The following is a 13,146-nucleotide window of genomic DNA, read 5'->3' as shown; positions in this document are numbered from 1 at the left end:
CTCTATCGGCGGATGCGTTCCATCTTGGGGTCGAACAGCGGCTCGGCCGCCACGGTCGCCGGGAGCCGCGCGCCGAAGTACTCGACGGCGACCGGGGTGCCCGGCACTGACAACCCGACGGGGAGCCATGCGTACGCGACGGTGCGGCCGATGGTGTAGCCGTAGGAGGCGCTGGTGACGTAGCCGACCGGGGCGCCGGCGGCGTACACCGGCTCCTTGCCCAGCACGATCGCGGCCGGATCGTCGAGGGTCAGGCAGGTGAGCCGCCGATCGCTCGTGCGGGCGGCCAACGATGAACGGCCGATGAAATCGCCCTTGTCCATCCGCACCGCGAACTCCAGGCCGGCCGACACCGGATCGTGCTCGGTCGTCATGTCGGTCCCCCAGGCCCGGTAGCCCTTCTCCAGCCGCAGACTGTTGAAGGCGCTGCGCCCGGCCGCGGCGATCCCGTGCTCCAGCCCGGCCACCCACAGCGTGTCCCACAGCCGTAGGCCCAGCTCAGCACTGGTGTAGATCTCCCAGCCGAGCTCGCCGACGTAGGACAGGCGCATCGCGGTGACCGGCACCTCGCCGATGAACGCCCGCTGTGCCCGGAAGTACTTGAGGGCGTCGTTGGAGAAGTCGGTGCGGGTGAGCGGCTGCAGCACGTGCCGGGCGAGCGGCCCCCACAGCCCGATGCAGCAGGTCCCGCCGGTGATGTCACGAATGTGAACGGAGTCGGGGGCGTGCTGCCGCATCCAGTCCTCGTCGAGCGGCCCGTTGGCGCCCACCTGGAAGACCTGCGGCCCGAGACGCGCCACGGTCAGGTCACTGCGGATCCCGCCGTCGAAACCGAGCATCAGGGTGTACGTGACGGAGCCGACCGATTTATCCAGGTTGTTGGTCGTCAGCCGCTGCAGGAACGCCAGCGCCCCGGGCCCGGACACCTCGAGTCGCTTGAGGGGCGTCATGTCGAACATGGCCACCCGCTCCCGGGTGATCCGGGCCTCGGTGGCGGCGATCGGCGACCAGTACCGCGCCGACCAGTCGTCCCGCTCCGGCACCGGCGCGGGCGGGTTGGACGTGTACCAGTGGGGCCGTTCCCAGCCGCCGCCTTCGAGGAACACCGCGCCGAGCGACACCTGCCGGGGGTGGAACGGGCTCGTCCGCAGGGGACGCGGGCGTTCCATCGGCTGCAACGGGTGCACTATGTCGTACACCTCGATGAAGTTCTGACTCGCCCTCTCCTCGACGTAGGCGGGCGCCAGCTGCACCTGCTCGAACCGGTGCAGGTCGGCCTCGTGCAGGTCGATCGCGGGCTGCCCGTCGACGAGCCACTGGGCGAGGGCCCGGGCGACGCCTGCCGAGTGGGTGACCCAGACGGCCTCGGCGACCCAGAACCCGGCCAGCTCACGGTGCTCGCCGATGAGCGGGAACCCGTCGGCCGTGAACGAGAAGATGCCGTTCATCCCCTCCTCGACCTCGGTGCTCGCCAGGCCGGGCAGGAGCGCGACGCTCTCGCGCCAGGCGGGCGCGAAGTCGTCGGGGGTGAACGGCAGGACGCTCGGCATCGGCGCCGTCCCGAAGGACGAGGCGGGCATGGGCCGGTGCCCGTAGTAGCCGATGCCGAGGCGGTCGCCGTGTTCCCGGTAGTAGAGATCCTGGTCCTGGTGGCGGAGGATGGGCCTGCTCGCCTCCAGGACCAGGTCGTTCACGCCGGCCATGGCGGGGACGGGGCCGGTCTTGGCGTACTGATGGGCCAGCGGTAGCAGCGGGATGGTCAGGCCGACCATCTCCCCGATTCCCGGGCCCCAGAAACCCGCCGCGCAGACCACCACGTCGGCCGGGATGAAGCCCTGATCGGTCTCGACGCCGGTGACCCGCCCGTCGTGCCGCCCGACGCCGGTGACGGTGTGCTCGCCGAGGAAGCGGGCGCCGCGCCCGATCGCCCGCCGGGCCTGCGCCTCGACGGCGCGGACCGCCTTGGCCAGCCCGTCGGTGGGCACGTGGAAGCCGCCGAGGATCTTCGCCGGATCGAGGAGGGGGTGCAGGGCGGCGCACTCGGCGGAGCTGAGCAGTGAGCCCTCGACGCCCCAGGACGTGGCCAGTCCGTGCTTGCGGTGGAGGTCGTGCCAGCGGGCCTCGGTGGTGGCGACCTCGAGGCCGCCGACCTGGCGGAAGCACCACTGCCCGTCGAGCGTGAGGGCGCTCAGCTTGGCGACGGTGTAGGCGGCCAGCTCGGTCATGGTCTTCGACGGGTTCGTCTGGAAGACCAGGCCGGGGGCGTGTGAGCTGGACCCGCCGGGGGTGAAGAGCGGGCCCTGGTCCACCACGGTGACGTCGGTCCAGCCGCGTTCGGTCAGTTCGTCCGCGAGGGCGCTGCCGACGACGCCGGCGCCGATGATCACTACACGAGGGTTCATGGCAGTCCTTGCGTTTCACAGAGCGCAACACCGCTTGGAATACGCAACAGCTTCGACGAACGGCGGGACCGGCGTCAAGGCATCGATTGTTAAAGCTAGGGAATCCAGCCCATCCTGGCGCTCACCTCGTCTGCCGCGGCGATCACCCGCTTGGCGATCACCGGAAAGGCGTCCCGGTCCAGACGGTAGGCCGGACCGGAGACGCTGATGGCGGCGATCACCGTGCCGTCGGCGCCCCGGATCGGCGCGGCCACGGCGTTGAGGCCCACCTCGTACTCCTCGGCGGTGAAGGCCCAGCCGGATGCGCGCGCCTGATCGAGCTCGGCGGCCAACTCGGCCTCGCCGGTGACGGTCGCGTCGGTGAACCGCTCCGGCGGCTCGGCCAGGACCGCCGCCCGCACCGCGCCCGGCGCGTGGGCGAGCAGGACCTTGCCGCTGGAGGTGGCGTGCAGCGGCGTCTGGCGGCCGACCCAGTTGTGGCTGGTCACCGAGGCGGCGCCGCGGCTCTGGGTGATGTTGACGGCGCGATTGCTGTCGAGGATGGCGATGTTGACGGTCTCGCCGAGGTCGGCCGCGAGCCGGTCGCACGCCTCGTGACCCTGGCGGCTGAGATCGAGCTGCGCGGTGACCGCTCCCGCGAGACGCACCACGCCGAGGCCGAGCCGGTAGGTGCCGCGCTCCTGGGCCTGCTCCACGAAGCCCCGCGCCTCCAGGGCCGCGAGCAGGCGGAACGCGGTGGACTTGTGCACGCCGAGCTCCTTGCCGATCTCGGTGACACCGGCCGCACGCCGCCGTGCCAAGATTTCGAGGATGCTCAATGCCCGATCGACGGACTGGACGAGCGCCGGACCGGTCTCGCGTTCGTTGCTCATGGCGCAACGATAAGACAGCGACAGGGCTGCGATTACCGGGAAGTTGCAAGACGTGACGGCTCGGTGTCGCACTCTTGACTATCGATCAAGGTCCCGGGCAGTCTGTTGCGGATCTCACGAGCTGTTTCGTTTTGCACAACGAATGGCGGTCGTTTGCGTGGAGAAAGTCGCGATTGTCGGGGCGTCCCTGGCCGGTCTTGCCGCCGTCCGTGCGCTGCGCCGACAGTCCTTCGCGGGCGAGATCGTCGTCGTCGGCACCGAGCTCCATCTGCCGTACGACCGCCCGCCGCTCTCCAAGGACTTCCTGACCGGCGCGGCGACCGTCGCCGACCTGGCGCTGACCCGCGACGACGAGGACCTCGGCGCGGACTGGCAGCTGGGCGTCACGGCGACCGGTTTCGATCCACATACCCGAGGCGTGCGGCTGGACACCGGTGAGGTGCTCCGCGCCGACGCGGTGGTGATCGCCACCGGCGCGCGGGCCCGGCCGATCGAGCACATCGGCGTCCACACGCTGCGCACCCTGGACGACGCGCTGACCCTGCGGGAGGCGCTGAGGCAGACCGGCCGGCTGGTCGTCATCGGGGCCGGTTTCATCGGGGCCGAGGTGGCGTCCAGCGCGCGGAGGCTGGGCTGGGACGTCACCGTCGTCGAGTCGCTGCCCACGCCCCTGTCCGGGCAGCTCGGCACGGAGATGGGCGAGATCGTCTCCCGGCTGCACGGCGACCACGGCGTACGGCTACTGACGGGCGTCCCGGTGAACGGCCTGACCGGAACCGATCGGATCGAGGCGGTCGAGCTGGCCGACGGCACCCGTATCCCGGCCGACCTGGTGGTGGCCGGGATCGGCGCGATCCCCAATGTGGAATGGCTCGCCGAAGCGGGCGGCCTGGCCGGCGCGACGAGCGTCCCCGGCGTGGTGGCCACCGGCGACGTGACCGGCTCCCAACACTGGACGTACGCCCTGGAGCACCCGGCGATCGCCGTGGCGGCCCTGCTCGGCGCCGAGCCGCCCGCCGCGAAGCCGCCGTACTTCTGGTCCGACCAGTACGGCGTGATGATCCAGTTCGCCGGCCACCGGCAGCCGGGCGACACGGTCCGGATCGTCGAAGGCGACCCGGAGCAGCGCAGTTTCCTCGCCGTCTACGAGAGGGACGGGCAGCCGTCCGCGGTGCTCGGCCTCAGTCAACCCCGATTGTTCACCCGGTGGCGCCGTCAGCTGCGCTCTGTTTCCCAGGAGGCCTGATGTTGCAACCCGTCTGCCCGCTCAGCGAGATACCGCCCGGGGAGGCGTACCGGTGGGCGACCGACCCGCCGGTGGCGATCTTCCACACCGAGGACGGTGAGGTGTTCGCGATCGACGACACCTGCACCCACCAGGACGCGTCGCTGGCCGACGGCTGGCTGGAGGGCTGCGAGGTGGAGTGCCCGCTGCACGCCTCGAAGTTCGACCTGCGCACCGGCCGGGTCGACGCGCCCCCGGCGAAGCTGCCGGTCCGCGCGCACCGGGTCGAGGTGACCGACGGCGTCGTGCACGTCGAGCTCTCCAAGGAACCACCGAACCTGCCACCCGGAGCCAAGCCATGACCAAGTACGACTTCGTGATCGTCGGCGGCGGCTCGGCCGGCTCGGCGCTGGCCGCCCGGCTCTCCGCCGACCCGCTCAACAAGGTGCTGGTGCTGGAGGCGGGCCGTCCCGACTACCCGTGGGACGTGTTCATCCACATGCCGGCGGCGCTGACCTTCCCGATCGGCAGCCGCTTCTACGACTGGAAGTACGAGTCCGAGCCCGAGCCGCACATGAACGGGCGGCGCATCTATCACGCCCGCGGCAAGGTCCTCGGCGGCTCCAGCAGCATCAACGGGATGATCTTCCAGCGCGGCAACCCGCTCGACTACGAGCGCTGGGCCGCCGATCCGGGCATGGAGCAGTGGGACTACGCGCACTGCCTGCCCTATTTCAAGCGGATGGAGAACTGCCTGGCGGCCGACCCGGACGACCCGTACCGCGGGCACGACGGGCCGCTGGTGCTGGAGCGCGGGCCGGGCACGAACCCGCTGTTCCAGGCCATGCTGGCCGCGAGCGAGCAGGCCGGTCACCCGCCGACGAGCGACGTCAACGGCGAGCGCCAGGAGGGCTTCGCCCTCTTCGACCGCAACATCCAGCGGGGCCGGCGTCTCTCCGCGGCGGGCGCCTATCTGCACCCGGCGATGAAGAGACCCAATCTGACGGTACGGACCAGAGCGCTCGTGTCGAGAGTGCTCTTCGACGGGAACCGGGCGACAGGCGTCGAGTACACGACGAGCCGGGGCGGCGCGCCGCACCGCGTGTACGCGAGTGAGGTAATCCTCTGCGGCGGCGCCATCAACACTCCGCAGCTGCTCCAGCTGTCCGGCATCGGCAACGCCGCGGAGCTGTCCGCCCTCGGTGTCACCCCGGTCCACCACCTGCCCGGTGTCGGCGAGAACCTGCAGGACCACCTGGAGGTGTACATCCAGTACGCGTCGACCCAGCCGGTGTCGATGCAGCCGTACCTGAAATGGCGGCACCGGCCGTGGATCGGCGCGCAGTGGCTGTTCCTGCGCAGCGGCCCGGCGGCCACCAACCACTTCGAGGCGGGCGGGTTCGTCCGCAGCAACGACGACGTCGCGTACCCGAACCTGATGTTCCACTTCCTGCCGATCGCGGTCCGCTACGACGGCTCGTCCCCGGCCGGCGGGCACGGCTACCAGGTGCACGTCGGCCCGATGTACTCCGACGCCCGCGGCAGCGTGAAGATCCGGAGCCGGGACCCGCGGGAGCATCCGGCGCTGCGCTTCAACTACCTCTCCACCGATCAGGACCGCCGGGAGTGGGTGGAGGCGGTGCGCGTGGCCCGCACCATCCTCAACCAGCCGGCGCTCGATCCGTTCAACGGCGGCGAGACGTCACCGGGCGCCGCCGTCGAGACCGACGAGGAGATCCTCGACTGGGTGCGACGTGAGGGCGAGACCGCGCTGCACCCGTCGTGCACGGCCCGGATGGGGGTCGACGAGATGTCGGTGGTCCATCCGGGGAGCATGCGGGTGCACGGTGTCGAGGGACTCCGCGTCGTGGACGCCTCGGTGATGCCGTACGTGACGAACGGCAACATCTACGCCCCGGTGATGATGATCGCCGAGAAGGCCGCCGACCTGATCCTCGGCAACACCCCGCTCGCCCCTCTCGAGGTGCCGTTCCACCGGCAGGGCGGCACCAGGTGACCGGGAAACGGGAGATCCGCTGCCCGGCCGACGGCAGCCTCGTCACCACGGTCACCGACGGGTCCCGGGACGACACCGTCGCGGCGATCGCCACGGCCCGGCGGGCGTTCGACGAGGGCCCGTGGCCGCGTACCCCGGCGATCGAGCGCGGCACGCTGCTGTTCCGGGTCGCCGACCTGATCGACCGGGACGCCGCCGAGCTGGCCCGGGCCGAATCGCTGGACACCGGCAAGCGCCTCGTCGAGGCCGAGTACGACATGCAGGACGTGGCGAAGGCGTTCCGCTACTACGCGGGAATCGCCGCCACCGACGCGGGGCGGGTCATCGAGACCGGCCGCACCGACGCCATCAGCCGGATCACCCACGAGCCGATCGGCGTGTGCGGGCTGATCACCCCGTGGAACTATCCGCTGCTCCAGACGTCGTGGAAGGTCGCTCCGGCGCTGGCCGCGGGCAACACGTTCATCCTCAAGCCGAGCGAGCTGACCCCGTCGACCGCGATCATCCTGATCCGGCTGCTGGCCGAGGCGGGGCTGCCGGACGGGGTGGCGAACCTGGTGCTCGGCACCGGGCCCGAGGCCGGCGCGCCGCTGGCCGAGCACCCGGACGTCGACCTGGTGTCGTTCACCGGCAGCCTGCGAACCGGGCGCACGCTGATGGCCGCGGCCGCCGCCACGGTGAAACGGGTGGCGCTGGAGCTGGGTGGCAAGAACCCGAACGTGGTCTTCGCCGACGCCGACCTCGACACGGCGGTCGACTTCGCGCTGACCGCGGTGTTCCTGCACTCCGGCCAGGTCTGCTCGGCCGGTGCGCGGCTGGTCGTCGAGGAGTCCATCCACGACGTCTTCGTGGACGCGGTCGTGGAGCGTGCGCGGCGGATCCGGCTGGGCGGCCCGTTCGACGCGGGAGCCGAGACCGGGCCGCTGATCTCCGCTCAGCATCTGGCCAAGGTCGAGGAGTACGTGGCCGCGGGTCTCGCCGAGGGCGCCGTGCTGCGCTGCGGCGGGCGGCGGCCGGACGACCCGGCGCTGGCCGGCGGCTTCTACTACCTGCCGACGGTGCTGGACGGCTGCCGGTCCGGGATGACCGTGGTCCGCGACGAGTCGTTCGGGCCGGTGCTGACCGTGGAGACGTTCACCGGCGAGGACGAGGCGGTACGGATCGCCAACGACACCGACTACGGGCTGGCCGGGGCGGTGTGGACCACCGACGCCGGGAAGGCCCAGCGGGTCGCGCAGCGGCTGCGGCACGGCACCGTCTGGATCAACGACTACCACCCGTACGTGCCACAGGCCGAGTGGGGCGGATTCAAGCAGTCCGGCATCGGCCGCGAGCTGGGCCCCCGTGGACTCGACGAGTACCGCGAGACCAAGCACGTCTGGCAGAACATCGACCCCCGCCCGCAGCACTGGTTCCGTCCCTAAGAGACTTTGGAGTCACGATGACCACCGAGAGCGTCATCTCGGTCCGGGACCTGTGGAAGGTGTTCGGGCACAAGGCGGACCTGGTGCCGCGCTCGGACGAGCTGAAGGCACTGTCCCGGCGCGAGCTGATCGAGCGGACCGGCTGCACGGCCGCGGTCCGGGACGTGTCGTTCGACGTCGCGCCGGGCGAGGTCTTCGTCGTGATGGGCCTGTCCGGATCCGGCAAGTCCACCCTGGTCCGCTGCCTCACCCGGCTGATCGAGCCGACCGCCGGGCAGGTGGTCTTCGAGGGCGAGGACATCCTGGGCGCCGGGAAGCGACGGCTGCGGGAGCTGCGCCGCCACAAGTTCTCCATGGTGTTCCAGAATTTCGGGCTGCTGCCGTACCGCCAGGTCATCGACAACGTGGCGTACGGGCTGGAGATCCGCGGCGCCACGAAGACGCAGCGGCTGCGACGGGCCCGCGAGGTGATCGAGCTGGTCGGCCTGGAGGGGTACGAGCACAGCTACCCCGACCAGCTGTCCGGAGGCATGCAGCAGCGTGTCGGCCTGGCCCGGGCGCTGGCCGTGGACCCGGACGTCCTCTACTTCGACGAGCCGTTCTCCGCCCTCGACCCGCTGATCCGCCGCGACATGCAGAACGAGGTCATCCGCCTGCACCGCGAGGTCGGCAAGACGATGGTCTTCATCACCCACGACCTGTCCGAGGCTCTGCGGCTCGGCGACCGGATCCTGATCATGCGGGACGGGAAGCAGGTCCAGTGCGGCACCGGTGACGAGCTGGTCGGCGCGCCGGCCGACGACTACGTGCGCGACTTCGTCCGGGACGTGCCGCGGGCCTCGGTGCTGACGCTGCGCTGGGTGATGCGCGCGCCCCGGCCGGACGACACGCTCGACGGCCCGGAGCTGGGCCCGGACGTGGTCGTGCGCGACGCCGTGCGGACCGTGCTCGCCGCCGACCGGCCGGTCCGGGTGGTCCACGACGGGACGCTGCTGGGCGTCGTCACCGCCGAGGAGATCCTCACCGTCGTGACCGATGTGGAAGCCGCCGCCTGATGTCCTCCCTCGTGAAAGACCGGCGCCGGCTGAACCGGCCCGTGCTGGTCGCCGCGGTCCTGGCCGCCTGGGTGCTGATCTGGATCCCGACGCGGGTCTGCACACCCTCGGCCTCTCCCCCGCCGACCTGACGCCGCTGCACCACTGGCTCAACGACGTCAACGACACGGTCGGGGCGAACCGCAACAGCAGCCCGTTCTTCCTGTACTTCTTCAACGAGATCCGGGCCGCCATCGACAGCCTGGTGACGTTCCTGCAGGACCTGATCGCCCAGCCGTCGTACGGGCGGCCGGTTCCGGTGCTCGGCTGGCTCGGTGTGGTGGCCGTCGTCGCGTACGTCTCCTGGGCCTTCGCCGGATGGAAGCCGGCCCTGCTCGCCGCCGCCGGTTTCGTCTTCTTCGGGTTGCAGGGGCTGTGGGAGGAGAGCATGGACACGCTCGCCCTCACCCTGGGCGCCGTGTTCATCGCGCTGCTCATCGGCATCCCGCTGGGCATCTGGGCCGGGCTGTCGGACCGTTTCCACAAGGTGGTGACACCGGTCCTCGACTTCATGCAGACGATGCCGACCTTCGTCTACCTGGCCCCGCTCACGCTGCTGTTCCTGATCGGCCCGGCGTCCGCGACGATCGCCACCCTGATCTACGCGATGCCACCGGCCATCCGGCTCACCGCGCACGGCATCCGCTCGGTGCCGCGCTCGGCGGTCGAGGCGACCGAGTCGCTCGGCGCCACCGGATGGCAGAAGCTCACCGGGGTGCTGCTGCCGCTCTCCAAGCGCACCATCGTCCTGGGCGTCAACCAGACCATCATGGCGGCGCTGTCGATGGTCACCATCGCGGCCCTGATCGACGCGCCCGGCCTCGGCAAGACCGTGATCAAGGCGCTGCAGACGCTCGACGTGGGCACCGCGTTCAACGCCGGCCTGGCGATCGTGGTGATGGCCGTCGTGCTGGACCGGGTCACCACGGCGGCCGGCGACCGGGCACGGCGGACCGGCCGGGCACCGCGCCTCCGCAAGCCGCTGCTGGCCGTCTCCGGAGTGGTCGCGGGCGTCTGCTGCTACCTGTCGTACACCTACTTCTGGGCCGCCGAGTTCCCCGACGACGTCAGCATCGGCAGCAACCTGTCCAAGGGCGCCGACGCGGTGGCGCGGTGGGCGCAGGAGGACCTGTCGACGGCCACCGAGGCCCTCAAGAACGCGGTCACCTACGCCCTGCTGAACCCGCTCGAGTCACTGCTCGTCCAGTCGCCGTGGTGGCTGGTCGGCGCGGTCGTGGTGCTGCTGGCCGTGCTGCTCGGCGGAGTGCGGGCGGCGGTCACCACGGCGGTCTGCGTGGCGCTGCTGATCGGCACCGGTCTGTGGCAGGACAGCATGACGACGCTGGCCATGACGATCGTCGCGACGGTCATGGTGATGCTGTTCGGCGTGCTGTTCGGCGTGTGGATGGGCCGCAACCGGCTCGCCGACCGGATCATCCGCCCGGTCCTGGACGCCGGCCAGACGATGCCCGCCTTCGTCTACCTGGTGCCGTTCCTGGCGCTCTTCTCGGCCACCCGGTTCACCGCGATCGTGGCCGCCGTGGTGTTCGCCGCCCCGGTCGCCATCAAGATCGTGGCCGACGGAGTGCGCGCCATCCCGGCCGCCACCGCCGAGGCCGCGACCGCCGCCGGGTCCAGCACCTGGCAGATGATCACGAAGGTTCAGCTCCCCATGGCCCGGTCGTCGCTCACCCTCGCGGCCAACCAGGGCCTCATCTATGTCCTGTCCATGGTCGTGGTCGGTGGCCTGGTCGGAGCCGGTGCGCTCGGCTACGACGTGGTCGCCGGCTTCTCCCAGGGACAGCTCTACGGCAAGGGCCTCGCGGCCGGCGCCGCCATCGTGTTGCTCGGGATCATGCTCGACCGTATCGCCCGGGCCACTCCCCCCTCGAAAGGTAGTAACTGACCATGAAGCTATTGCGCCTCACGGCGACCGCCGCTGTCACGGCACTGGCGCTGACCGCATGCGGCGGCGAGAAGATCGGCGAGACCCCGGCCGGCGGGTCGTCGTCCGGAGCGGCCGCCTGCGGCACCTTCAACCTGGCGGTCAACCCGTGGGTCGGCTATGAGGCCAACGCGGCGGTCATCGCGTACGTCGCGGAGAAGAACCTGGGCTGCAAGGTCACCAAGAAGGATCTCAAGGAGGAGATCGCCTGGCAGGGCTTCGGCACCGGTGAGGTCGACGCGATCGTGGAGAACTGGGGCCACGACGACCTGAAGAAGAAGTACATCGACGAGCAGAAGACCGCGGCGCTGGCGGGCGAGACCGGTAACAAGGGTGTCATCGGGTGGTACGTACCGCCGTGGATGGCCGCCCAGTACCCGGACATCACCGACTGGAACAACCTCAACAAGTACGCCGACCAGTTCAAGACCTCGGAGTCCGGTGACAAGGGCCAGCTTCTCGACGGCGACCCGTCGTTCGTCACCAACGACGAGGCCCTGGTCAAGAACCTGAAGCTGAACTACAAGGTGGTGTACGCCGGCAGCGAGGCCGCCCTGATCACCGCGTTCCGCCAGGCCGAGGCCAAGAAGACGCCGCTCATCGGCTACTTCTACGACCCGCAGTGGTTCCTGTCCGAGCTCAAGCTCGTCAAGATCAACCTGCCGAAGTACGAGGCCGGCTGTGACGCCGACACGGCGAAGGTCGCCTGCGACTACCCCGAGTACATCCTCGACAAGATCGTCAGCAAGAAGTTCGCCGACGCCAACGGACCGGCCTACAAGCTGGTCAAGGCGTTCAACTGGACCAACGACGACCAGAACCTGGTCGCCAAGTACATCTCCGAGGACAAGCTGACCGCCGACGACGCCGCCAAGAAGTGGGTCGAGGCCAACCCGGACAAGGTGAAGGCGTGGCTGGCCCAGTAGGGACCCGCCCCGCCCCGGGCGGCGACCTGCCGGAGCACCCCGACCGGCTGTGGCGCAACCCGGAGCCCAAAGCCTCCTACGACGTCATCGTCGTAGGAGGCGGCGGGCACGGCCTGGCCACCGCCTACTACCTGGCCAAGAACCACGGCATCACGAACGTGGCGGTGCTGGAGCGCGGCTGGCTCGCGGGCGGCAACATGGCCCGCAACACCACGATCATCCGGTCCAACTACCTGTGGGACGAGAGCGCCGGCATCTACGAGCACTCCCTGAAGCTGTGGGAGAGCCTGGAGCAGGAGCTGGACTACCCGATCCTGTTCAGCCAGCGCGGTGTGCTCAACCTGGCGCACAGCCTCCAGGACGTCCGCGACAGCGTGCGGCGGGTGCACGCCAACCGGCTCAACGGGGTCGACGCCGAGTGGCTCACCCCTTCGCAGGTGCGCGAGGTCTGCCCGATCGTCAACATCTCGCCGGACGTGCGCTACCCGGTGCACGGCGCGACCTACCAGCCGCGCGCGGGCATCGCCAAGCACGACTACGTGGCGTGGGGTTACGCCCGCGCCGCGGACGCGCTCGGGGTCGATCTGATCCAGCACTGCGAGGTGCAGGGACTGCAGATCAGCAACGGGCGGGTCACCGGCGTGCACACCGGCCTGGGCACGATCGGCGCCGGGAAGGTGGCGCTGAGCGCGGCCGGGCACACCTCGGTGGTGGCCGCCACCGCCGGGATCGACCTGCCGTTGCAGAGCCACCCGTTGCAGGCTCTCGTCTCCGAGCTGCTGGAGCCGGTCCACCCGACGGTCGTCATGTCGAACGCCGTGCACGTCTACGTCAGCCAGGCGCACAAGGGCGAGCTGGTGATGGGCGCCGGCATCGACACGTGGAACGGGTACGGCCAGCGCGGCGCCTTCCACATCATCGAGCGGCAGATGTCGGCGGCGCTGGAGCTGTTCCCGGTCTTCGCGCGGGCGCACGTGCTGCGTACCTGGGGCGGCATCGTCGACGTCACCCCGGACGCCTCCCCGATCGTCGGCCTGTCGCCGGTGGAGAACCTCTACCTGAACTGCGGGTGGGGCACCGGCGGGTTCAAGGCGACCCCCGGCGTGGGCTGGTGTTACGCGCACACGGTCGCGCACGGTGAGCCCCACCCGCTGAACGCGCCGTTCCGCCTCGAGCGCTTCGTCACCGGCGCTCTCGTCGACGAGCACGGCGCCGCCGCGGTCGCACACTGAAACACGAGG

9 protein-coding genes and 1 pseudogene are annotated in these 13,146 nt (G+C 70.4%); 8 read left to right on the top strand and 2 right to left on the bottom strand.

From position 1 onward, the window contains the following. Positions 1–2: 2 nt before the first annotated feature. Together ACQPZW_RS13830 and ACQPZW_RS13825 are read right to left on the bottom strand one after the other, a co-directional pair. Positions 3–2,402 (bottom strand): GcvT family protein, encoded by a 2,400-nt coding sequence (locus ACQPZW_RS13830; protein WP_433795261.1) that lies wholly within the window; start codon positions 2,400–2,402, stop codon positions 3–5. A gap of 95 nt (positions 2,403–2,497) precedes the next feature. Continuing rightward, a complete protein-coding gene (locus tag ACQPZW_RS13825) occupies positions 2,498–3,274 on the bottom strand; it encodes an IclR family transcriptional regulator (RefSeq protein WP_433795260.1) in 777 nt (258 codons plus the stop codon). A 157-nt stretch (positions 3,275–3,431) separates the two neighbouring features. Here ACQPZW_RS13825 and ACQPZW_RS13820 point away from each other — a divergent pair, with 157 nt between their 5' ends. From ACQPZW_RS13820 to ACQPZW_RS13785, 8 genes and pseudogenes are all read left to right on the top strand, one after another. Further along, a complete protein-coding gene (locus tag ACQPZW_RS13820) occupies positions 3,432–4,520 on the top strand; it encodes an NAD(P)/FAD-dependent oxidoreductase (protein WP_433795259.1) in 1,089 nt (362 codons plus the stop codon). Continuing rightward, positions 4,520–4,861 carry a bifunctional 3-phenylpropionate/cinnamic acid dioxygenase ferredoxin subunit gene (locus tag ACQPZW_RS13815; RefSeq protein WP_433795258.1) on the top strand — a complete coding sequence of 114 codons (342 nt, stop codon included), beginning with the start codon at positions 4,520–4,522 and terminating at the stop codon, positions 4,859–4,861. The genes ACQPZW_RS13820 and ACQPZW_RS13815 overlap by 1 nt, the downstream gene beginning before the upstream one ends. Then, entirely contained in the window at positions 4,858–6,516 is a 1,659-nt protein-coding gene (gene betA, locus ACQPZW_RS13810) for a choline dehydrogenase (RefSeq protein ID WP_433795257.1), read from the top strand. Before ACQPZW_RS13815 ends, betA begins: the two co-directional genes overlap by 4 nt. Beyond that, positions 6,513–7,940: an aldehyde dehydrogenase family protein gene (locus ACQPZW_RS13805; protein WP_433795256.1), complete on the top strand. Its 1,428-nt coding sequence runs from the start codon at positions 6,513–6,515 to the stop codon at positions 7,938–7,940. The genes betA and ACQPZW_RS13805 overlap by 4 nt, the downstream gene beginning before the upstream one ends. 17 nt (positions 7,941–7,957) lie before the next feature. Further along, entirely contained in the window at positions 7,958–8,995 is a 1,038-nt protein-coding gene (locus ACQPZW_RS13800; protein ID WP_433795255.1) for a quaternary amine ABC transporter ATP-binding protein, read from the top strand. Continuing rightward, positions 8,995–10,940 (top strand): annotated as a pseudogene (locus ACQPZW_RS13795) (ABC transporter permease subunit). The gene ACQPZW_RS13800 and the pseudogene ACQPZW_RS13795 overlap by 1 nt, the downstream one beginning before the upstream one ends. 2 nt (positions 10,941–10,942) lie before the next feature. Further along, a complete protein-coding gene (locus tag ACQPZW_RS13790) occupies positions 10,943–11,905 on the top strand; it encodes an ABC transporter substrate-binding protein (RefSeq protein ID WP_433795254.1) in 963 nt (320 codons plus the stop codon). Beyond that, positions 11,890–13,137: a sarcosine oxidase subunit beta family protein gene (locus ACQPZW_RS13785; RefSeq protein WP_433795253.1), complete on the top strand. Its 1,248-nt coding sequence runs from the start codon at positions 11,890–11,892 to the stop codon at positions 13,135–13,137. Before ACQPZW_RS13790 ends, ACQPZW_RS13785 begins: the two co-directional genes overlap by 16 nt. Positions 13,138–13,146 lie beyond the last annotated feature (9 nt).

This window comes from Actinoplanes sp. CA-252034, from assembly GCF_050956125.1.
Lineage (GTDB): Bacteria > Actinomycetota > Actinomycetes > Mycobacteriales > Micromonosporaceae > Actinoplanes.
The sequence above is the reverse complement of the archived record's forward strand: the minus strand, read 5'-3'. Positions and strand labels throughout refer to the sequence as shown.